Origin of the sequence: Achromobacter deleyi (genome assembly GCF_016127315.1) — a bacterium.
GTDB lineage: Bacteria > Pseudomonadota > Gammaproteobacteria > Burkholderiales > Burkholderiaceae_B > Achromobacter > Achromobacter insuavis_A.
On sequence record NZ_CP065997.1, the window covers coordinates 5,442,810 to 5,465,132 of the forward strand.

Sequence of the window (22,323 nt, forward strand, 5' to 3'; positions counted from 1 at the left end):
CCCTGCATATGTCCAATATATGAAACCGGCACTCGCTATATTTTAAAACGATGGAACTCAGGCACCTGCGCTATTTCACCGTGGTCGCGGAAGAACTGCACTTCACCCGCGCCGCCGCCCGCCTGGGCATCGGCCAGCCGCCGCTGAGCCAGCAGATCCAGCAGCTCGAGCGCGAGATCGGCACCGCGCTGTTCCTGCGCCTGCCGCGCGGCGTCGAACTGACCGAGGCCGGCGCGCAGTTCCTGGAAGACGCCCGCGCCATCCTGGCCAGCGCCGACCGCGCCATCGACACGGCCCGCCGCCTGGGACGCGGCGAGCACGGCGCCATCACGGTGGGCTTCACCGCCTCGGCCGTGTTCCACCCGTACCTGCCGCGCGCTATCCGCGCCTTCCGCGACCGCTATCCGGACGTGCGCATCAGCCTCACCGAAAGCAACACCGTCAGCCTGCTGCGCGGCCTGCGCGAGAACGCCGTCGACGTCGCCTTCGTGCGGCCGCCGTACGTGCTGGATCCGGAATTCGAGGCCGAGCGCGTGCTCGACGAACCCATGCTGATCGCCCTGCCGCCCGACCATCCGCTCAGCCGCAAGCGCAGCGTGCCGATCGCCGCGCTGGCCGACCAGGATTTCGTGCTGTACCCCCGCCCCATCGGCGCCGGCCTGTACGACGCGATCCAGAACGCCTGCCTGCGCGCCGGGTTCACGCCGCGCGTCATCCAGGAAGCGCCGCAGATGGCCTCGATCGTCAGCCTGGTGGCGGCCGGCGTCGGCATCTCGATCGTGCCCGCCGCCATGCGCCACATGGGCGCCCAAGGCATCGAGTACCGGCCGATCAAGGGCGACGCGCCCCACGCGCTGCTGGACATGGCCTACCGCCGCCACGACCGCTCCGTCGCCGCGCGCAACGCGGTCGAGATGCTGCGGCGGCTGGCGCATCCCGAGCCGTCCGCGCCCGCCTGAAAACAGGGCGGTATCGCCCTGTCGCTTTTGTCATCTTCTGTAAACCCGTGGCCCGCCGCGCCCTGTAAATTGTCGCGCTATCGCCGCTGCGGCTTCCGTCACCGGAAGGCCGGCCGGCGCAACCTGCCTATAGGTGCACACGTGCAACGTACTCTTCTGGCCGTGGCCATCGCCACGCTTCCCGGTCTGGCCGCGGCGGCCGGGCTGGCCTCCTCCATCGGCGCGGTGACGGTCTATCAGGACCGCGCCGTCGTCACCCGCGCCGCCAGCAGCGACCTGGCCGCCGGCGAACACGAGCTGGTGCTGGAAAAGCTGCCCGCCAGCCTGCAGGAGAATTCGCTGCAGGTCTCGGCCAAGAGCTCCGGCCAGGCCACCCTGCTGGACGTGCGGGTGCGCGATGCCTTCCAGGCCGACACCGCCAACGAACGCGTCAAGCAGCTCGAAGACCAGATCCGCAAGATCGAAGGCCAGCAGGCCGCCCTGGACGACGAGGCGGCGGTGCTGGACAACCAGCGCGAGCTGGTGGCGATGATGCAGCGCGGCGCCACCGAACCGGCCAAGGACGGTCCGCGGCCGACGCTGGACGAGCTCAAGGCGATCCAGGCGCTCAGCGCCGACACGCTCAGCCGCACGCTCGCCGGCCTGCGCCGCGTCGCCGAGCAGCGCGACGACCTGGAGCGCCAGCTGTCCGCCGCGCAAGGCGAGTTGGGCCAGTTGCAGGGCCAGCTCAACCGCCGCACCAAGACCGTCACGCTGCGCGTCAACCTGGCGCGCGCCGGCAAGCTCGATCTGAACGTGTCCTATGCGGTGGCGGGCGCGCGCTGGACGCCCTCCTACGATGCGCGCCTGCGCCCGGCCGACCGCAGCGTCGATCTCGGCTATTTCGGCGTGATCCGACAGAACACCGGCGAAGACTGGAACAACGTCAAGCTGACCCTGTCCACCGCCCGCCCGGCGCTGGGCGGCGGCGCGCCCAAGCTCAATCCGTGGATCATCGACGTGGCGGCGCCGCCCCCGCCGATGCCGGCCCCGGTGGCGGCCGCGGCGCCGGCCATGCGCCCCGAGCCGCGGGCCCGCCAGAGCCCCAAGGCGGCCTACGCCGAGGCGGCCGCCGCCGACATGGCGCCCGTCCTGGAAGAGGCCAAGGTCTCGACCGCCGAGGTCCAGTCCGAGGCCACCAGCGCCTCGTTCCAGATCCGCACGCCCGCCACGCTGCCGTCCGACAACAGCACGCAGCGCGTCGCCATCGCCTCCGCCAAGCTGCCGGCCACGTTGCAATACCAGTCCACCCCGGCGCTGCGCGAGGCCGCGTTCCTGACCGCGCTGGCCAACAACAACACCGAGTACCCGTTCCTGGCGGGCACGCTCAACACCTTCCTGGAGGACGCCTTCGTCGCGGCCTCGTCCATGAAGTCGGTCATGCCCGGCGAAAAGGTCGAGCTGGCCCTGGGCGCCGACGACGGCATCTCGATCAAGCGCCAGCTGGTCAACCGGTTCACCGAAAGCACCGGCTTCTCCGGCAACGGCAAGCGCGTGACCTACGAATACAAGATCACGGTCAAGAACAACAAGGCCACCAAGGAACAGGTCAACTTCAAGGACCGTCTGCCGATCTCGCGCAACGAGAAGATCGAGGTCAAGCTGCTGTCTCCGGCCGAACGCGACATCAAGCGCGAAGACGACGGCGTGCTGGTGTGGAACTGGGAAATGGAGCCCGGCAAGTCGCGCGACGCGGTGCTCAAGTTCTCGGTCGACTATCCGGGCGACATCGACGTGGCCGGTCTCTGAGCGACGATCGCGACGCCGCCGGTCTCACTGCCGGCGGCAGAACGCGATGAAATCGGCCGGGGCCAGCGGCATCGAAATGCCGTAGCCCTGCGCCAGCGTACAGCCCAGCTCGCGCAGCAGCAGGATATCGCGCTCCTGCTCGACCCCTTCGGCGACCACCCGCCGCCCCAGCGCCCGCCCCATCTCGATGGCCGCCGCCACCACGGCGCGCGAGGCCGGCTCGCGGTGCATGTGGACGATGAAGTCGCGGTCGATCTTCAGTTCCGTGAACGGCATGGCCGAGAACAGCCGCATCGACGCGATGCCCGCGCCGAAATCGTCCATCGCCAGCTCGAAGCCGCGCACCCGCAACAGGTTCAGGGCCGACGACAGGGCCAGCCAGTCGGTGACCGGCTCGTCTTCCGTCAGTTCCACCTTGACCAGCCGCGCCGGCAGCCCGGCCTGCGTCACCCGCTGCTCCAGGCCGTCCGGCAGCCCCGGGGCGCACAGGGTCGAGGCCGAGGCGTTGATCGCGATCGGCACGGCGATGCCTTCCGCGTGCATCGTCACCAGCACCTCCACCACGCAATCGGCGACGCGGTTGAACAGCGTCCGGTCGAGCCCCAGGCGATGCGCCGCGGGCACGAAGTCCACCGCGGGAATGGCGCCCAGCGTCGGATGGTCCCAGCGCGACAGCGCCTCGGCCGCCACCGCCCGGCCGGTCGTCAGATCGACCTGGGGCTGCAGCACGACGCTCATGCCATCGCCGGAGTTCAGCGCGCGGCCCAGTTCCGCCTCGATCACCTCGCGTCGCACCGCGGTCCGGCGCGGCGAGGCGGTATCGTCGTCCAGGCTGTGCAGCGCCGCCTTGATGGCGTGCTGCATGGCGGTGCGCGTCACCGGCTTGGCCAGCGCCTGCGACGATGGACAGCCGGCCTGCAGCGCCAGCCGCACATGCGATTGCAACAGTTCGTCGGAAAGGCTGCTGATCCAGACGATGGGCGGCATGCTCTTGAGCCGGCCGCCGTCGACCAGCTGGCGCAGTTCGTTGGGCAGGCGGGTGCCGTCGCCCTCGCCCATGACGATGTCGCTGATTACCACGTCGTAGGCCTGGCGCGCCAGGGCGCCGATGGCCTCGGCGCTGCTGCCCACCCCGGCCACGCGCCTGTACCCCAGGGCCAGCAGCATGTTCTGCAGATATGCCCGCTCCACCGGGTGGTCTTCCACCAGGAGAATCCTTCGAGAGGCGCCGGCGTCGGATTTGGGCATCGGTCATGTCCTCGGGCGTATCGGCATGCGGTGATCCTGGCGTGGGCCGCCAGGCCGGGGCGCGGTCGCGGGAACGCGTTGGGTCAATGCTAAGGCATCTTCCCCGACTGTAGCGCCACCGAACACGTCCTAGGCCCATTTGCCGCCCGGCCGCCATCGATCGTCCTAGGGCACACGGGGACATAGCCCGGACGGATGACGCCCGCCGGTGCGATAATGGTGGTCTTTCCCCGCATCTACGGCACGGAGCTTCCCTTGACCCGCATTGACGATCCCCTGCACGACCGCGAGGTCGGCACGGCCGACGCCACCCAGGACAACACCCGCACGGACGACACCCGCATCAGCGCCGTGCGTCCGTTGATCTCGCCCGCCCTGCTGCAGGACGAGCTGCCGGTCTCGGCCGAGATCCAGTCGCTGGTCGAGGACAGCCGCGCCCGCATCGCCGACGTGCTGCATGGCCGCGACGACCGCCTGGTGCTGGTGGTCGGCCCCTGCTCGATCCACGACCACGGCCAGGCCATGGAATACGCGCGCCAGCTGCGCTCGGCCGCCGACCAGTACCGTGATGACCTGCTGATCGTGATGCGCGTCTATTTCGAGAAGCCCCGCACCACCGTCGGCTGGAAGGGCTACATCAACGATCCGCGCCTGGACGGCAGCTTCCGCATCAACGAAGGCCTGCGCCGCGCCCGTGAACTGCTGCTGGACATCAGCGGCCTGGGCCTGCCGATCGCCACCGAGTTCCTCGACCTGCTCAGCCCGCAGTACATCGCCGACCTGATCGCCTGGGGCGCCATCGGCGCGCGCACCACCGAAAGCCCCAGCCATCGCCAGCTCAGCTCCGGCCTGAGCTGCCCGCTCGGCTTCAAGAACGGCACCGACGGCGGCGTGCAGATCGCGGCCGACGCCATCGTCGCCGCCAGCGCCAGGCACGCCTTCATGGGCATGACCAAGATGGGCATGGCCGCCATCTTCGAGACCCGCGGCAACGAAGACACCCACGTCATCCTGCGCGGTGGCAAGCAGGGCCCCAACTACGACGCGGCCAGCGTCGACGCCTGTTGCGCCGTGCTGCGCGCCGCCGGCCAGCGCGAACAGGTCATGATCGACTGCTCGCACGCTAACTCCAACAAGTCGCACCTGCGCCAGGTCGACGTGGCCCGCGACATCGCCGCCCAGCTGTCGCAAGGCGACAGCCGCATCACCGGCGTGATGATCGAGAGTCATCTCGAGGAAGGCCGCCAGGACCTCAAGCCCGGCCAGCCGCTGCGCCATGGCGTGTCGATCACCGACGCCTGCCTGGGCTGGACCCAGACCCTGCCGGTGCTGGACCTGCTGGCCGACGCGGTGCGCCAGCGCCGCGCCAAGACCGGCGGCTGACACCCGCCCGGGTTCGCGCGGCATGGCGCCACGCGGACCGCGATGCCGCATCGGATACCCGCGCCGCGCGCGGGCCTAGCGGTTCAATGCATACGGCGCCGGATCCATGTCCGGCGCCTGTCCCGTCATCAGGCAGGCCAGCAGCTTGCCGGTCACCGGCCCCAGCGTGAAGCCGTGATGCGCGTGGCCGAAGGCCAGCCACAGGCCCGGATGCCGCGGCGCCGCGCCGATCACCGGGCGCATGTCCGGCATGCACGGCCGGCAGCCCATCCACGGCGTTTTCTCCACCGCCTCGCCCAGCGGCAGCAACTGCGCCGCCAGCGCCCGCGTGCGCGCCACCTGCACCGGCGACGGCGGCGCGTCGCGCGGCGCGAACTCGGCGCCCGTGGTCAGGCGCAGGCCCAGCGTCATGGGCGACATCACGAAGCCGCTGTCGATATCGGCCACCGGATGCGACAGCGCGGCGCCGCCCTCCAATGCGAAATGCTGGTGATAGCCGCGCTTGACCGCCATGGGCACGCGATACCCCAGCGGCCGCAGCACATCGGGCGACCACGGCCCCAGCGCCACCACCACCTCGCGCGCCTCGACCGGCCCGGTCACGCCGCGCACGCGCCAGCCGCCCGACACCGCTTCCAGGCTGCGCGCATCGCCGCGCGCCAGCAGGCCGCCGCGTTGCTGGAACAGCGCCGCGTAGCCGCGCGCCACCGCGCCCGGATCCGACACGTTGACCGGGTCGCGCCAGTGGATCGCGCCCACCATGCGTGGCGACAACGACGGCTCCAGCGCCGACAGGGCCTGGCGGTCCAGCACCTGGTAGTCGAGCCCGTAGTGCGCCAGCGCGGCGGCCTCGGTCGCGGCGCGGTCCAGGCTCTGCTGGCTGCGCATGCCATCGATCCAGCCGTTGCGGCGGAACAGCGCACCGATGCCGGCGGCGTCCTTGAGCGCATCGTGCTCGGCCACGCTGCGCTCGATCAGCGGCAGCATGGCGGCCGCGGCGCGCGCCAGCCGCGATGGCGCCGAATGCCACCAATAGCGCAGCAGCCAAGGCGCGAGGCGCGGCAGGAAGCGCGCGTGGTAGCGGACGTCGGGCGTGCGGTTGCCGGCGTAACGCAGCAGGCTGCGCCAGTCGCGCGGAAAGGCGTAGGGAATGACGCTGGCGCGTTCGATCAACCCGGCATTGCCGTAGCTGGTTTCCTCGCCGGGACCGCGCCGGTCCAGCAGGACCACCGAGCGGCCGCGCGCCTGCAGGTGCAGCGCGGCGCTCACCCCGATGATGCCCGCGCCCAGGACAACCACGTCTGTTTTCATGCGCCGCATTCTGCGCCCGGGCGCGGGCTTCGGCAAGCCGCCGAGGGCGGGCGTAGAATCGCTGGGCGTCCGGGACGCCGCCATGACGGCGGACGCCCGACCGCGACGCGCCCGCGGAGTCTCCCGTTATGTCCTCCCCCGCCCGCCTGCCGCCCGTCACCCTGGAAGGCGAGATCGTCCGGCTCGAACCCCTGGCCCTGGCGCACGCCGCCGCGCTGGCCGAGGCCGGGCTGCACCCCGAGCTGTGGCGGCTGCAACCCGAACCGGTCGAATCGGCCGACGACATGCGCCGCTATGTCGAACGCGCGCTGGCCGGCCAGGTCGCCGGCGCCTGCCTGCCGTTCGCGATCGTGCGGCGCGCCGACGGCCAGGTCATCGGCGCCACGCGTTATATGGATATCGCCCTGCCGCACAAGCGCCTGGAGATCGGCGCCACCTGGCTCACCCCCGCCAGCCAGCGCAGCGGCGCCAACACCGAAGCCAAATATCTTTTATTGCAGCACGCCTTTGAAACAATTGGTATCATACGGGTCGTGTTCAAGACGGAAGTGACCAACCTGCAATCCCGGCAGGCCATCCTCCGTATCGGCGGCGTCGAGGAAGGGGTGTTCCGCAAGCACCTCATCGCGCAGTCCGGACGCACCCGCGACATAGTCTATTTCGCCATCCTCGACGAGGATTGGCCCGCCGCCAAAGCGCGCCTGCTGGCTCGCCTGCGGCGCACGCCGTAGTCCGCGCGGGGTTTTGTTCTTTGTCTACATCAAGGCCGGCGCTCAAGTTCACGCGACGCGACGCCGTTAACGCAGTACCGCGGGGCAAGTTTCCACCCGCCCCGCCTCTTTCAAGTCAGGTATGGATCGTTCTCCCCTCGCCCCGCCCTCGCCGCTCGGGCACAACCAGCGCACCATCTTCATCTACACCGAAGAACAACGGGGCAACCAGCTGGTTGAATCATTGGTCATCGGCATGCTGTCGGACGTCTCGGGTTCGGACAAGCTCGTCGTGGTGCAGGATCCGTTCAGCGGCCTCAAGTTCGTCTACCGCATCGACCACGAAAGCAGCAACCTCGACGCCGCGGCGCTCACCGAACAGGACGAGTCCGCGTTCAACGGCAAGACCTCGGTCCAGATCAACTCCATGTCCTACAAGTTGGGAACCGCCGAGAACGCGATGAAGCTGCTGCGCGGCAAGGCCCAATGGATCCAGGACAAGGGCGCGGTGCTGTCGGTGCTGCTGCAGAACGCCGCGGCCCGCAAGACCCGCTTCGCGCCGCCGCGCATCGAACGCGATCGCGTGCGCAGGGTGCCGCAAGGCGTGCCGGTGGAATACCTGACGGACGCGGCGACGCCGCCGCAATGACCCCCGCGGCGCCGAACCCCTGAACAACTGTCAGGCGGCTTTCTTATCCACAGTTTCTGTGGATAAGAAATGCATGGGAGCACGGCTGCTGGCGGTTACGGCGCCGTTACCGGGGCTGGTCATTTTTTGACCACCCGAATTGGCGCGGTTCGAGGCGCCTCGCAGCGGCATTCGCTGCACCGCAATATGCCGCGCCGCCGCAACGGCGATAATGATATTCTCCGCGGGAGCGCCTCGAGGGGATCACACCGGATGGCGCCGTATCTGGCCCGCGCCAGGCGGACTCACTCACACCAATAAGAAGCCGTAGCATGAAAGGAGCGGAAAGCGTGTTTGCCCTTGGAGCGCCTCGCGCACAACCGCCAGCTCGACCGGCGCCGTGACCATCATCATCGTCGACGATCACGGGGACTGGCGCGACACCATCGCCGAATTCATCCACGACCTCGGCCTGGGCGAAGCCATCCTCACCGCGGGCTCGCTGTCCGAACTCGACCAACTGCTGCTGAGCGTCACCCCCGGCATCCTGGTGCTGGACGCCATGCTGCCCGACGGCGACGGACTGACGCGCGTGTCCCACCTGCGCACCACCTATCCCTCAATGGGCATCATCATGCTCACCGGGCGCCTGTTGAGCGAAGACAAGGTGTCGGGCCTGAGCCTGGGCGCCGACCATTACCTGACCAAGCCCGTCAACCTGGCCGAACTGGGCGCGACGCTCGTCTCGCTGTCGCGCCGCCTGCGCGTGGTGCCCGCCAACAGCCCCGAGGCGCCCAGCGTCGACGTCTGGCGCTTCGATCCGGCGCGCCGCATGCTGGTCTCGCCCAAGCGCATCCACGTCGACATCACCGATACCGAGAGCCGCCTGATCGGCGCGCTGATCCAGGCCGCGCCGCTGCCGCTGTCGCGCGGCCGGCTGGTCGAGGCGCTCGGCGCCAGCGCCGAAGCCTACGACACCCATCGGCTCGACGCCCACATGCACCGCCTGCGCCGCAAGCTGCGCGCGCAGGCCGGCGGCGACATGGGCATCCGCACGGTGTATGGCGTCGGCTATGTCTGCACCATGCCCGTGCAGGTCATCAGCAATCCCAAGCGTTGAATCCATGTCCCTCGCCGCCCGTCCCCGCCGTTCCGTCCTGTACATGCCGGGCGCCAATGCGCGCGCGCTGGACAAGGCCCGCGGCCTCGATGCCGACACGCTGATCCTGGACCTGGAAGACGCGGTCGCGCCCGATGCCAAGGCGCTGGCGCGCCAGCAGGTCGCCGCGGCCCTGCGCGCCGGCGGCTATGGCCGGCGCGAATGCGTGGTGCGCGTCAATGCGCTCGATACGCCGTGGGGCCTGGACGACGTGCGCGCCATCGCGCAGGCCGGCGCCGACGCGGTGCTGCTGCCCAAGGTGCAATCGGCGGCCGAGCTGGACGCGTTGGCGCAAGCGCTGGACGCAGCCGGCGCGCCCGCCGCGCTGCCGTTGTGGGCGATGGCCGAGACGCCGCTGGGATTCCTGCGCCTGGACGCCATCGCCGCCGGCCACGCGCGGCTCGCGGCCATCGTGGTGGGCACCTCCGACCTGGTCAAGGACCTGCACGCGCGCCACACGCCCGAGCGCCACGAAACGCTGCTGGCCCGTTCGCTGGCGGTGCTGGCCGCGCGCGCCCATGGCCTGGCCGTGCTGGACGGCGTGCACCTGGACCTGGATGACGACGCCGGCCTGGCCGCCGCGTGCCGCCAGGGACGCGACCAGGGCTTCGACGGCAAGACGCTGATCCACCCCCGGCAGATCGCCGCCGCCAACGCCGCCTTCGCCCCGACCGATGCGGAACTCGCCAGCGCGCGCAAGCGGCTCGACGCCTGGCACGCGGCCCAGGCCGCGGGCCAGGGGGTGGCGGTGGTCGACGGCGCGCTGGTCGAGAACCTGCACGCGCGCGAAGCCGAACGCCTGCTGGCCTTGGCCGACGCCATCGCCGCGCGCGCGACCCCGGCCTGAGGCCCGCCACGCCGGCCTCAACCTGGCTCCGGGCGCGGGTCCGCGCGGCCAGCTACAATAGTGCCCGCGATCGGATGGGCATCCGCCCCGTCCGCCAGCCGCGCCCGGCGCGGCCAGCCCATCGCGCCACCGGCGCGATCGCTCCACGGTTCCTTCTTTTGCGCCGCAGTTTGTGGCGGGAACCTTGCCGCGCTTATTCCACACCACCCCGGTCCACACCACCCCGGTCGCGCCCTCCAGCCACACGATTCATGATCCGCTTCCAACAAGTTTCACTGATGCGCGGCGTCAAGCCCTTGTTCGACAAGGTCGACCTGCTCCTGAACCCCGGCGACAAGATCGGCCTGATCGGCGCCAACGGCGCCGGCAAGTCGAGCCTGTTCGGCCTGCTGCGCGGCACGCTACACGCGGACCAGGGCGACCTGGACTACCCCGCCAGCTGGCGCATGGCCTACGTGGCGCAGGAAACGCCCGCGCTCGACCGCCCCGCCATCGAATACGCCATCGACGGCGACGTCACGCTGCGCAAGCTCGAAGCCGAGCTGGCCGCGCTGGAAGCGGAGCCCGAGAGCGCCGAGAACGGCCTGCGCATGGCCGACATCTACGCCGCGCTGGCCGATGCCGACGCCTACACCGTGCATTCGCGCGCCGAACAATTGCTGACGGGCCTGGGCTTCACCCAGGCTCAGATGCAGCTGCCGCTGACCAGCTTCTCGGGCGGCTGGCGCATGCGCCTGAACCTGGCGCAGGCGCTGATGTGCCCGTCCGACCTGCTGCTGCTGGACGAGCCCACCAACCACCTGGACCTGGACGCCATCATCTGGCTGGAAGACTGGCTCAAGCGCTATCCGGGCACGCTCATCGTCATCTCGCACGACCGCGACTTCCTGGACGGCGTGGTCAACGTCATCGTCCACATCGACGAACGCAAGCTCAAGCGCTACTCCGGCAACTACTCGTCGTTCGAGCGCCAGCGCGCCGCCCAGCTGGAACTGGCGCAAGGCATGATCGAAAAGCAGATGCGCCAGCGCTCGCACCTGCAGTCGTTCATCGACCGCTTCAAGGCCCAGGCCAGCAAGGCGCGCCAGGCGCAGAGCCGCATCAAGGCGCTGGCCCGCATGGAAGAAGTGGCGCCGCTGCGCGCCGCCGCCGAGTTCTCGTTCGAATTCCGCGAGCCGCTGCGCGCGCCCAATCCACTCTTGACGATGGACAAGGTCAGCGCCGGCTATCGCAACACCGACGAGGACAGCGGCGTCACGTCCGACAAGATCATCGTCTCGGGCATCGATTTCTCGCTGCAGGCGGGCCAGCGCCTGGGCCTGCTCGGCATCAACGGCGCCGGCAAGTCGACCTTCATCAAGACCATCGCCGGCGAGCTGCAGTCGCTGGCGGGCGACACGCAGTTCAACAAGGGCCTGTCGATCGGCTACTTCGCCCAGCACCAGGTCGAGATGCTGCGCCACGACGAATCGCCGCTGTGGCACATGGCCAAGATCGCGCCGACGGTGCGCGAACAGGAACTGCGCAACTTCCTGGGCAGCTTCAATTTCAACGGCGCCATGGCCACCAGCTCGATCGCGCCGTTCTCCGGCGGCGAGAAGGCGCGCCTGGCGCTGGCGCTGATCGTCTGGCAGCGCCCCAACCTGCTGCTGCTGGACGAGCCCACCAATCACCTGGACCTGGAAACCCGCGAGGCGCTGACCACCGCGCTGGCGCAGTTCGAAGGCACGCTGGTGCTGGTGTCGCACGACCGCCACCTGCTGCGCGCCACCACCGACCAGTTCATCATCGTGGCCGACGGCCGCTTCAGCCCGTTCGATGGCGACCTGGACGACTACAAGGACTGGCTCTACAAGACCAAGCTGTCGGCCAAGGCCGCGGCCTGACCGCGCGCGCCGAACCGGCATAGAATCGCAGGCATGTCCCGCCGCGCTGCGGCGGCCGTGCCTGCCTTCTCATGCCCTGAACCCATGGACAGCCTCAGCCAGCTCCTGTCGACGGTCGAACCCGCCGGCACGGTGGACCTGCTGTGCCGCTACGGCGGCCGCTGGCGCGCCGACCACCCGCAGGCGCCGGCGGGCCACGTGCCCTACCACGTCATCCTGGACGGCGAAGGCGTGGCCCGCGTGGGCCGCGACGAACTGGCGCTGCGGGCCGGCGACATCCTGCTGCTGCCGCACGGCGCCTCGCACCTGCTGCATGGCATCGACGACACCGCGCCGGCCGCGTCACCGCCCGCCGATATCCGCCACAACGGCGTCCTGACCGAACTGACCCAGGACGGCCCCGGGCCGCGCCTGGAAATGCTGTGCGGCGTGTTCACGCTGGGCCGCGCCGGCAGCCTGCTGCTGATGGCGCTGCCGCAGGCCATGGTGCTGCGGGCCGCGGCGATCGGCGACAACACCGCCCTGGCCGCGTTGCTCGGCTTGATGCGGGCCGAGGCCGAACACCCGCGCCTGGGCGGCGCGGCCATCATCAACCAGCTGTCCACCGCCCTTTTCACGCTGGTGCTGCGCGCCCTGGTCCACGACGGCCAGCAGACCCGCGGCCTGCTGGCCCTGATGGCCGATGCGCGGCTGGCGCCGGCGGTGCAGTCGATGCTGCTGGCGCCCACCGAGCCGTGGACCCTGGCGTCGCTGGCCGAACGCTGCCACCTGTCGCGGGCCACCTTCGCGCGCCAGTTCGTCCGCGCCAGCGGCCTGACGCCGCTGCGCCTGCTGACCGCGATACGCATGGAACATGCCGCGCGCCAGCTCGAGCGCCGCAAATGGTCGGTGGCGCGCGTGGCCGCCGAATGCGGCTACCAATCGGAAGCCGCGTTCGCGCGCGCCTTCAAGCAGCACTTCGGCGTCGGGCCGGGCGCCTGCCGTCGCCAGGGCCTTGCGCCGGACGATGCGGCGCAGGCCGGATAGCGCGCCGCGGCCCGTCGAATCGCGTCACGAAAGCTGTCCGCCCCATGGTCCATTGGCGGCCGGACGCGTTACAATCCCGCGAATTGCACGCCCGTGCGCATGCTGCCACGCAGACATCGACACCGCCCCGCGCGTGACAACCTCCAACCACGTCCCGCTGTCCGCGGGACGCGTTTTTTAGCGCCCTAGATGCCGATCAAAGACCAACTTTTCCTCGCCAGCCAGTACCTCGCGCCGCATCACCTGGTGTCGCGTTTCTTCGGATACGCCTCGGACTGCCGGGAACCCGCGGTCAAGAACTGGATGATCTCGCGCTTCGTGCGCAAGTATGGCGTGGACATGCGCGAAGCCGAGCAGGAAGACGCGCTGGCCTACGAGTGCTTCAACGATTTCTTCACCCGCGCCCTCAAGCCGGACGCGCGGCCGCTGGACGAGGAACCGGGCGGCGTGCTGTGCCCGGCGGACGGCGCCATCAGCCAGATGGGCGCCATCGAGCATGGCCGCATCTTCCAGGCCAAGGGCCACAGCTATGGCCTGGCCGACCTGCTGGGCGGCGACGCCGAGCGCGCCGCGCCGTTCCAGGGCGGCGAGTTCGCCACCATCTACCTGTCGCCCAAGGACTACCACCGCGTCCACATGCCGGTGGCCGGCACGCTGCGCGAGATGATCCACGTGCCGGGCCGGCTGTTCTCGGTCAATCCGCTGACCGCGCGCAACGTGCCGCGCCTGTTCGCGCGCAACGAGCGCGTGGTCTGCATCTTCGACACCGAGCACGGCGCCATGGCCGTGGTGCTGGTCGGCGCCATGATCGTGGCCTCGATCGAAACCGTCTGGGCCGGCCTGGTCACGCCGTACAAGCGCCGCGTCAAGGCCGTGCGCTACGACGACGTGGCGCGCGCGCCGATCCACCTGGCCAGGGGCGCCGAGATGGGCCGCTTCAAGCTGGGTTCGACCGCCATCGTGCTGTTCGGCCCGGGCAAGGTGCGCTGGGCCGACACGCCGTCTGTGCGCGGCCCCGTGCGCATGGGCGAATTGCTGGCGCTGCCGCGGGACTAGCGCGCCGGCGGCGGATTCTTTTCGACGAAGCGCCGCAGGTCCGCGGCCGTCTCGTTCCCGGGCAGCGGCAATCCCTGCAGGAAGCCCTCGGCGCCCGGGCGCGCCGCGGACGGCTGCAGGTACACTTCGCCGCCGGGCAGGAACACCGCCCAGATGTAGCCGTCGTGGAACGGCTCGAACGGCAGGATCGGCGCATCGCGGCTCATCATCTGCTTCTCGCCGCGCTTGAACATGGCGTCCGTGCGCCATTCGACCCGCATCGTCATGCCGGGCTTCCATTGCGTCGAGATGGAAACGCAGCAGGTACCCGACGTATAGGCGTGCCCCCGAACGCCGGCGGCCCAACCCTGATCGATGTAGACGGGCGCCACGCCTTCATCCAGATAATTGATGATGCCAAGCCGCACACCCAGCGTATCGGGAATCGGCTCGCCCTGAGCCCTTGCGGGAGTCATCGCCAGCGCCAGGAGCAGCAGGACAAGCCCTGACAGCAGGTAGCCGCCTGATCGAAGCCAGGCCGGAAACATCGACCCGCGACGCCAGGGATTGGTTGATGTCAACATGGCTAGAACCTGGGCAAGGCGTTGAAATTCATCGGCATGTTCTGCAAGGCGCGTTGCGTGTCCTCTCGCTCCTTCTGCGCTTCCCGCAGTGCCCGCACCTGGGGATTGGTGTAGACCGAACGCCAGCGCAGGTACCCCCACTGCCAATAGAACTCCCGCCCGCCCGGTTGCAGCGTCAGGTCATTCGAATTGGCGCGGTAGCGCGCCAATTCGGCCTGCTCCGCTTTGTTGGGCCGCGCGATCAGGGCCAGGTCGGGCCGGCCGATGGCGACGTATTCTTCCGCCTCCTTCTCGCGTTTCTCCAACTGTTTGATACGGTCCTGCTGTTGCACGATCCAGACGTCGTCGTCCTTGCCCAACGGCTTGAACCAGGCGCGGGAATCATGCACGAAGTTATCCAGCAAATCGATCACCGCGGCGGCGGGCCTGCCAGGCAGGTTCCAGACCGTGCGAAGCTGATCGAGCCACATTTTTTCCTTGTTGCCCCGCAGCAGCAGCATGACGCTGTCGTAAAGGCGGGCGCCTTCGCTGCCCGGGCCGGGCATCATCGTCGGCGTCCTGGAGCGCTCCAGGGCGTTGTCCGTGGTCAGCTTGCGCACTTCCAGCAGCAGCTCCTCATTGGCCTGTATCAGGTCTTCGTAGTCCTGCGGGTAGTTTGCCCGGGCGCGCACCGCGCTGGGCGTGGCGCCGATCCACTCGGGTCCGCGTTCGGCCCGCAGGCGCCGCCAGCGCAGGTACTGCACATAGTGGTTGTACAGGATGCGCGTGGACGATGTCTGCTTCTGTGAAATATCGCGGGTGGCCTCCACGTAGGCATTGAATGCCGCGCGCAGTTCGGCGGACACCTCGAATTGGCTCTGGAATTCGGCGGGGGCAAGGTGCAGCCGCACCGGCACGCCCGCCTGCACCGCCTCTCGGTACATATCGCACAACGGAATCTGGGACAGCTTGTCGCTGTCCTTGGCGCCGCGCCCCTGTTCGCCCGGCTTGTAGCCACCGCCGACGTCCGAATGCACCCCCGGATAGACGATTTCCTCGTAGTTCGGCCCGTCGATCAGATCCAGCGGAAAAGACCCGCGCACCTCGTGCGCGCCGACCATGTGGACGCAGCGCGACACCAGGTTGGGGATTTCCATGTCCTTCTTGCGCGCCCAGGCGCCGTGCCCGTCCCACACCTGTTCGCTCACGCTCTGGGCGATGCCGGCGGACGCGACCGTGTCGAAAATTCCCATGAAATCAATATCGACCTTGATGCCCGCCAGGCGCAGCACGCCATCGCCGCGGGGGGAATAGAACGAGATGCCTCCCGGTGGATCGCAGGCATCCTTGAGCCAGTTGGCGAACACCCGCGCCTCGGCCGCGCCCCGCGAAAAACCGAAGATGGACACACGGATGCGCTCGATCTTCGGATTGGTGTCCAGGTAGCCGCCCAGCAGCGTGCGCAGATCCCGATTGCGCCTGGACAGCACCGTGTAGCGGGCCATGTCTTTCGGCTCGGTGTTGTTGACCTCGCGCACACGCAAAAGGGTATCCACGAACCCTTGCGTGCGCCGGGCCAGGACATCGGCCGCATCGCCCGGTTTCATGCCGGTGTACGCGGCCAGCGGGACCTTGGCCGCCTTCGCCAGGTCTTCGACCTGCAGGCGCGACAAGGCGATATCCGCGCTCATTTCCCGCACCAGCGTCGTCGCGCGCTGGCCCATGGCATCGGTCAAGGTTCTATTGGGCACGAAATGGCTGTAGAGGTTGTTCTGGAACTCCAGCAAGGCCCAGTTGATGCGGGCCTCCCCTCCCCAGCCGGCGGCGGCGCCGGCCTGCGCGTGAGCGCCCGTGCCGGGGTCGCCCACCTTCTCGACGCAAGGCGTGCCCACGCCTTCCACATAGGTGCGGAAGCGGTGCTGCCGCGCGCTGTAGCTGGGATCGATCGTGTCGTCGAACACGGAGTACAGGCGCGCCACATTGGTCTGCGTGTGATTTCCCGCCTTCTCCGACATGTACATGTTGTTGCGCGTGCCATCGAAGAAGAAGCCGAAGAACAGCTCGATCGCGCAATCCGTGCCGGCCTTTTCGCCCATGCGCTGGCAGGCCTTGCGCTGCTCGCGGAAATCCAGGTCCGAGGGGATCTCGCGGCAAGGGCCGGCGAAGCGGAATTTGAAAGTCATGAGGACAGTTCCGAACTGGAAACGGCAAGGGACGGCGCGGCGCTGGCGGGCGCCAGCATGCCGTGGCGGCGCAGCAGCGCCAGACCATGCCGGTACGCCAGCGCTTCGTTGTCCAGGCCTCGGCGCGCCAGTCGTCGCACGCCCTCCAGGATGCATTGGTACGCCGTCGAGGGCGGGCAGGTCAACGCGCCGAACAACGGCGCGCGCAGTTGCACGAAGCGCAGGATGGCGTCGGGCAGCGCCAGCAGGTGCAGATGGCGCTGCTGGTCGGCGGCGATCACATAGGGTTCGGCCGGCGCGTCCGGATCGAAGCGCGGATCCCCCTGCGCCACCCGCAGCGCGCCGCGGCGGTCCACGTACGACCAGCGCGAGATGCCCGCCAGCAGCCGCTGGCGCTGCGCGGGCGCGAACACCTCCAGCAGCGCCGCGAAGGACCGCGTATCGGCCAGGCGCAGCAGGTAGGCCTTGCCCTCGGTGTTGACCGCCTCGATCTGGCGGCACAGATGATCGGCCAGCTGCTCGAGCGGCGCCGACGTGGTCAGCAGGCTCATCATCGGCTTGCCGCGCGTGAGCCGCATGAGCTTGTCGCACACGGGCGCGCGCAACGCCGGCACCCACGACAGCCGCAACAGGTACGGCGCCACCTGGTCCAGGCCCTCGCCCTGGTAGCGGCCGGCGTAAAGCGAGCAGTAGTCCTCGGCGTCCAGCCAGCGCGCCAGCCGCTCGGGCAGGCGCGGCGAGAAAGCGGCGTCGAGCAGCACGTAGCGCTCCGGCATGTCCGGATGGTTCCAGGCAGGGGCGTGCAAGGCCTGCGCCACGTCCGGCGTGGCCGGATCGATCCAGGTGTCGCGGTCCTCAAGCATTCTTCACCGTCATTGCGGAACCGCCCGCGGCCGCTTCCACCGCGCAGCTGACGCACACGCTCTGCGGGAACTGCGGGAACGGATACGGCAATTGGTCCGGCCCGGCGAACTGCTTGTTGCCGGTCTTGACATCGATGCGCCCCGGCGCGGTCACGGTGATGTTGCCGCCCTCGAGCACGATGCTCGCGCCGGCCGCCGTGGCGATGCGGATGCGCTTGGGCGCGGCGTATTCCACCGCCGTATTGGCGCTGCCGATCGTGATGTCCTGCTGCGCCTGCACCCGCAGGATGTCGTGCTGCGCCTGAATGTCGACGTTGCCCTTGGCCGAGATCAGGTCCAGTCCAGACCCCGCCCCGCCCTGCTGCAGCCCCGCCACGATCCCCAGCCCCTGGCCCGTGTGCAGGCGCAGCGCGCCCATCACCGCCAGGTTCTGGTCCTTGCCCGAGGACCAGTGCACCGCCTCGCCGGCCGTGTACTGCAGGTGCTGGCCGGCGATCTGCGCCAGGCCCGCGCGCGCCGCCATCAGCACCACCGGATCGGTGGGATGCGCCACCTTGCCTTGCGCCGCATCGGTATGCTTGGCCGAGGCGTCGCCGAGCGCGCCATCCACGCTCGCGCCCGCCACCGTGCCCGAGACCGCCCGGTGCATCGCCGCCAGCGGCGCCTTGTCGCCATCGAGCGCGCTGGCGCCCGGACCGCGCGTGCCCTGCACCGTCGCCAGCCGCAGCCCCTGGTGCGCGCCCACCACGCCATCGAGCGAACGCGCCATCTGCTCGGTCTGGCTGGCCAGCGCCTGCACCCCGGCCGCATCGCCGATGGCGCTGGCATTACCGCTGGTGGCGGTATAGGTGCTCAGCAGCACGCCCGCGCCGCCTCGCACCGCGCCGTAGCCGTCGGTGCGCAGTTCAGCTCCCAGGCCGCGCAGGCCGCCGCGGTAGTTGCCGGCCTGGTGGATCAGGTGGCCCAGGTTCAGCTCGCTGGCCTGCGCGCTGCTCTTGACCTGCATGCGCAGTTGGCCGTCGGTGTCGTCGAACACGATCTGGTTGTAGCCCGCGCCGCCGAACTCCTTGCTCTTGAAGCCGCTCAACGCGGCCGCGTTGCGGTGGTTCTCGTCGCCGCCGGCCGCGCCGTGCCAGGCCGGCGCGTTGCCCGAGGCCAGGTTGGCCTGGGCGCTGGGCGCGTTGTCGCGCGCGGCGGCATAGACCTGCGTCTCGGCCTTGCCGCCCTGGCGTCCGCCCGGCGTGGCGGGCGTGCCGCCTTCGCCGCGGCCGTTGTACAGCGCGCCCACCACGATGGGTTGGTCGATGTCGTCGTCCAGGAAGCGCACCAGCACCTCCTGGCCGATGCGCGGCACGAAGCTGATGCCCATGCCCGCGCCCGACTGGCGCTGCGCCACCCGCACCCAGCGGCTGGCGGCCTCGCCCTCGGCGCCGCCGGCCTGCCAGTGGAAGCGGATGCGCACGTCGCCGCGCTTGTTGCGCAGGATCTCGTCATGCTCTTTCGGTTGCGTGCCGCCCTCGGCGTCGGTGACCACCGCGGTGTGCACGCCGTGCACCGACGGCGCCCCCGTCAGGCGCGCGCCGCGCTGTTGCGGCAACGCGGGCCGCCAGGGCCGGTCACAGCGCACCGCCTCGAAGCAGTTGGCGTAGCCGACCTCGCGCGCCTTGGCCAGCACGGCCGGATCAGCGGATTGCGACGCCTCCGCCGGCAATCGGCCAGCCAGCAATCCGTCCGTGACGGCGTCATCCGATGCGGGATCGGCCATGCCGCCGCCAAACCCGGCGTGGTCCACGGCCTCGCCGTCCAGCGTCAGATACGCATCCAGCCCGCCCAACCGCTGCGCCAGCGAAGCCTGGGTTTCCGGAGGCAAGTTGTTGATGCCTACGTGCTCGATCCAGTCCAGCGCAAAGACCGGCTCGAAGCCGGACTCGCCCGAGGGGCCCAGCGACGACAGGTCCTGCAGCGTGAAGCGCGTGCCCGAGCGGAACGTGCGCACCACCCCGCGGCCCGCGAAGGTCTCGGCGCGGGCGCGCACGGCCTCGCGCGCCAGTTCCGCCTGGCGGCGGGCCTGGGCCTCGTCGGCAAAGCCGCCATGGCCGGCAATCTCGTACCAGTCCAACCCGGCCGCATCGTCCTGTCCGCTGGCCGCGTTGACCGGCGCCTGCGCGGCCACGGCGCGCTTGCCGCTGTCGTGCCAGCCCAGCACGGTGATGCTGTCCGGCGTGCGGCGGCGCTGGCGCACCAGCGCCTGCACGGTGTCGCGCGATTCGGTCGCGGCGGCGCGCTGGAAGCGGATGCCGCCACCCGCGGACTCGGCGTCCTCGGCCAGGTTGCGGCTGTCGGCGAACAACTGCACCACATGGCGCGCGGGCACGCTTTCGTCTTCCAGCACGGTCCAGCCCAGGCCGGCCTCGGCCAGCAGGCGCATCAGGAAGTCGTAGTCGGTTTCGCGGTATTGGGTGGTGTAGGGACGCGGCGCCAGGTCGGCCAGCGCGCCTTCGACGTCGGCCGCGATGCGGTAGACATAGCCCTCATAGCTATCGAGCACATGGCGCACGATGTCCAGCACGGCCTTGCCCTCGAACACGCGGCTGGCGCGCCGCTGCGTGGCCAGCCACAGCCACGGCGCCACGGTCAGCCGGTAGCGCGCCAGGCCGGCGTCGCCCGACAGCAGCTCGGCCTCGCGGATCACGCCGCTGCGCGCGGCCTGGCTGCCGTCGGCGCGCGTGGTCCACAAGGTCACCGGGCGCGAGATCATGTCCTGCAGCGACAGGCCGGCATTGTCCGACAGCGCCACCACGCGCAACTGGCCCACGCCGGAAAGCGCCTCGCGCGCGATCCAGCCCTCCACCTGCAAGGACGCAAGCGCGCCCTCGCCCTGCAGGCGATAGAGCCGCGAATCGGAATTGAGCAGGCTGGCGCTCATGGCCGCCTGGAACGCTGGAACAGGGTTGAAGCCGGCACAGTCAGGGGTCTCCCATGCACAGTCCTACAGCGGGGCCAAAGAGAAATAACACGCCAGCTTGGCCCGACCGGAAATTCAGCCGTGCGTAATGTGCAACCAAATCTTGGCGCGCGGGGGATGCCGGTTTGCGCCTGGGAGCGGCGGATCGACGGGAGCCCTGGCGCTGCGGATTGCGCCAAAAGAATGAGGATGTGCGGGGATGATGCGAATTATCACAATTTCTCAGGTTCCGATAACGAACCCGCCCCCGGCCACCGCCTGAATCGCGACGGACGCCGCTGGCTCGACGACACGGCGGCGGCAACCCTCGCCGCCTCCCGATCAAGCAGGCTTCTATTTTCAATAAAGCGAACAGGAAATTCATGATTTATTCGCTTTATGCGGTCAATCGCCCTAGGTAGATTGGAGCTTTTTCGCGCCCGCCATGACCACGACCGCCCTGACCGCCGCCGCCAACGCCGCCACCCCGAGCCGCCCGCCCCGCGCCCTGGCGCGCATGCTGTCGCTGGACGACTTCGAGGCCGCCGCGCGCCGGCGCCTGCCGCGCCCGATCTTCGGCTATGTGGCCGGCGCCGCCGAAGACAACCAATCCCTGCGGGCCAATCGCGAGGCCTTCGGCCGCTATGCCTTCCAGCCGCGCGTGCTGGTCGACGTCTCGCGCCGCCACCAGCAGGTCGAGCTGTTCGGCCGCCGCTACGAATCGCCGTTCGGCATCGCGCCCATGGGCATCAGCGCGCTGTCCGCCTATCGCGGCGACATCGTGCTGGCTCGGGCCGCGCGCGAACAGGGCATTCCCGCCATCCTCAGCGGCACGGCGCTGATCGCGCTGGAGGACGTCATCCAGGCCGCGCCCGGCACCTGGTTCCAGGCCTACCTGCCCGGCGACCCGGCGCGCATCGACGCGCTGGTGGCGCGCGCGGCCCGCGCTGGCTACGAGACCCTGGTGCTGACGGTGGACATCCCGGTGTCGGCCAACCGCGAGAACAACGTGCGCACCGGTTTTTCCACGCCGCTCAAGCCGAGCCTGCGGCTGGCCTGGGACGGCCTGACCCGGCCGCGCTGGCTGGCGGGCACCTTCCTGCGCACGCTGCTGGCCCACGGCATGCCGCACTTCGAGAATTCGTTCGCCACGCGCGGCGCGCCCATCGTGTCGGGCTCGGTGCTGCGCGATTTCAGCGCGCGCGACCACCTCAATTGGGAACACGTGGCGCGCATCCGCCGGCAATGGCAGGGCACGCTCATCATCAAGGGCATCCTGCATCCGGCCGACGCGCGTCTGGCGCGCGAGCACGGCGCGGACGGCATCATCGTCTCCAACCACGGCGGCCGCCAGCTCGACGGCGCCCTCTCGCCGCTGCGCGCCCTGCCCGGCGTGGTGGCGGCCGCCGGCGCCATGCCGGTGATGATGGACAGCGGCGTGCGCCGCGGCGGCGACGTCCTCAAGGCGCTGGCGCTGGGCGCGCGTTTCGTGTTCGTCGGGCGTCCCTTCAACTATGCCGCGGCGGTCGGCGGCCAGGCCGGCGTGGCGCACGCCATCGGCCTGCTGCGCGCCGAGGTCGACCGCAACATGGCCATGCTCGGCATCAACCGCCTGGAGCAGATGGACGCCAGCCTGTTGACGCCTGCCTGACGCGCCGCTCGAGGCGGCCGTCACGCCGACGCGGCGGCGTCCGCCAGGCGCCGCGGGTGTCATTTCCATCCGGGACGCCGCGCCCGCTAGGCATAGAATGACGGTTCCTTCGCTACCGCCGGGCCGGCCTTCGCGCCAG

At 69.7% G+C, this 22,323-nt stretch carries 17 protein-coding genes; 11 read left to right on the top strand and 6 right to left on the bottom strand.

The genetic code is table 11. The features are described from left to right. The first annotated feature begins 50 nt into the window (after positions 1 to 50). Positions 51 to 959, top strand: a complete 909-nt coding sequence (locus I6I07_RS24480; protein ID WP_054434913.1) for a LysR family transcriptional regulator — start codon at positions 51 to 53, stop codon at positions 957 to 959. 141 nt (positions 960 to 1,100) lie between these two features. Continuing rightward, positions 1,101 to 2,747, top strand: a complete 1,647-nt coding sequence (locus I6I07_RS24485; RefSeq protein WP_232625725.1) for a mucoidy inhibitor MuiA family protein — start codon at positions 1,101 to 1,103, stop codon at positions 2,745 to 2,747. Between the two features lie 24 nt (positions 2,748 to 2,771). Here I6I07_RS24485 and I6I07_RS24490 read toward each other — a convergent pair whose 3' ends face one another. Further along, positions 2,772 to 3,995 (bottom strand): EAL domain-containing protein, encoded by a 1,224-nt coding sequence (locus tag I6I07_RS24490; protein WP_198484090.1) that lies wholly within the window; start codon positions 3,993 to 3,995, stop codon positions 2,772 to 2,774. Positions 3,996 to 4,250: 255 nt separating this feature from the next. On the opposite strand from I6I07_RS24490, the gene I6I07_RS24495 reads away from it, so the two are divergent. Further along, positions 4,251 to 5,378 carry a 3-deoxy-7-phosphoheptulonate synthase gene (locus I6I07_RS24495; RefSeq protein WP_232625727.1) on the top strand — a complete coding sequence of 376 codons (1,128 nt, stop codon included), beginning with the start codon at positions 4,251 to 4,253 and terminating at the stop codon, positions 5,376 to 5,378. A 75-nt stretch (positions 5,379 to 5,453) separates the two neighbouring features. Here I6I07_RS24495 and I6I07_RS24500 read toward each other — a convergent pair whose 3' ends face one another. Continuing rightward, on the bottom strand, positions 5,454 to 6,689 hold the full coding sequence (locus I6I07_RS24500) for an NAD(P)/FAD-dependent oxidoreductase (protein ID WP_198484091.1): 1,236 nt from the start codon (positions 6,687 to 6,689) through the stop codon (positions 5,454 to 5,456). 128 nt (positions 6,690 to 6,817) lie between these two features. Between I6I07_RS24500 and I6I07_RS24505 the strand changes: the two genes are divergently transcribed. The 7 genes from I6I07_RS24505 (at position 6,818) to asd (ending at position 14,001) form a co-directional block, all read left to right on the top strand. Beyond that, positions 6,818 to 7,420: a GNAT family N-acetyltransferase gene (locus tag I6I07_RS24505; RefSeq protein ID WP_198484092.1), complete on the top strand. Its 603-nt coding sequence runs from the start codon at positions 6,818 to 6,820 to the stop codon at positions 7,418 to 7,420. A gap of 121 nt (positions 7,421 to 7,541) precedes the next feature. Beyond that, a complete protein-coding gene (locus I6I07_RS24510) occupies positions 7,542 to 8,048 on the top strand; it encodes a hypothetical protein (protein ID WP_061071326.1) in 507 nt (168 codons plus the stop codon). Between the two features lie 379 nt (positions 8,049 to 8,427). Next, positions 8,428 to 9,147: a response regulator transcription factor gene (locus tag I6I07_RS24515; protein WP_198484093.1), complete on the top strand. Its 720-nt coding sequence runs from the start codon at positions 8,428 to 8,430 to the stop codon at positions 9,145 to 9,147. Between the two features lie 4 nt (positions 9,148 to 9,151). Continuing rightward, positions 9,152 to 10,033 (top strand): HpcH/HpaI aldolase/citrate lyase family protein, encoded by an 882-nt coding sequence (locus tag I6I07_RS24520; RefSeq protein WP_198484094.1) that lies wholly within the window; start codon positions 9,152 to 9,154, stop codon positions 10,031 to 10,033. Positions 10,034 to 10,284: 251 nt separating this feature from the next. After that, positions 10,285 to 11,919 (top strand): ATP-binding cassette domain-containing protein, encoded by a 1,635-nt coding sequence (locus I6I07_RS24525; RefSeq protein WP_198484095.1) that lies wholly within the window; start codon positions 10,285 to 10,287, stop codon positions 11,917 to 11,919. A gap of 84 nt (positions 11,920 to 12,003) precedes the next feature. Then, on the top strand, positions 12,004 to 12,945 hold the full coding sequence (locus tag I6I07_RS24530) for an AraC family transcriptional regulator (RefSeq protein ID WP_198484096.1): 942 nt from the start codon (positions 12,004 to 12,006) through the stop codon (positions 12,943 to 12,945). Positions 12,946 to 13,134: 189 nt separating this feature from the next. Beyond that, entirely contained in the window at positions 13,135 to 14,001 is an 867-nt protein-coding gene (gene asd / locus I6I07_RS24535; protein ID WP_198484097.1) for an archaetidylserine decarboxylase, read from the top strand. On the opposite strand, the gene I6I07_RS24540 is transcribed toward asd, so the two are convergent. The 4 genes from I6I07_RS24540 to I6I07_RS24555 are packed head-to-tail and all read right to left on the bottom strand — an operon-like array spanning position 13,998 to position 20,515. Next, on the bottom strand, positions 13,998 to 14,564 hold the full coding sequence (locus I6I07_RS24540) for a DUF3304 domain-containing protein (protein ID WP_198484098.1): 567 nt from the start codon (positions 14,562 to 14,564) through the stop codon (positions 13,998 to 14,000). The two genes, asd and I6I07_RS24540, sit on opposite strands and share 4 nt — an antisense overlap. Before the next feature lie 2 nt (positions 14,565 to 14,566). Next, entirely contained in the window at positions 14,567 to 16,726 is a 2,160-nt protein-coding gene (locus tag I6I07_RS24545) for a T6SS phospholipase effector Tle1-like catalytic domain-containing protein (RefSeq protein ID WP_198484099.1), read from the bottom strand. Further along, positions 16,723 to 17,589, bottom strand: a complete 867-nt coding sequence (locus I6I07_RS24550) for a DUF4123 domain-containing protein (RefSeq protein ID WP_198484100.1) — start codon at positions 17,587 to 17,589, stop codon at positions 16,723 to 16,725. The genes I6I07_RS24545 and I6I07_RS24550 overlap by 4 nt, the downstream gene beginning before the upstream one ends. Continuing rightward, the gene (locus I6I07_RS24555) at positions 17,582 to 20,515 is read right to left on the bottom strand and encodes a type VI secretion system Vgr family protein (RefSeq protein WP_198484101.1); all 2,934 of its coding nucleotides are present in this window, start codon (positions 20,513 to 20,515) and stop codon (positions 17,582 to 17,584) included. Before I6I07_RS24555 ends, I6I07_RS24550 begins: the two co-directional genes overlap by 8 nt. Positions 20,516 to 20,978: 463 nt before the next feature. Here I6I07_RS24555 and I6I07_RS24560 point away from each other — a divergent pair, with 463 nt between their 5' ends. Further along, the gene (locus I6I07_RS24560; protein WP_198484102.1) at positions 20,979 to 22,184 is read left to right on the top strand and encodes an alpha-hydroxy acid oxidase; all 1,206 of its coding nucleotides are present in this window, start codon (positions 20,979 to 20,981) and stop codon (positions 22,182 to 22,184) included. Positions 22,185 to 22,323: the final 139 nt, after the last annotated feature.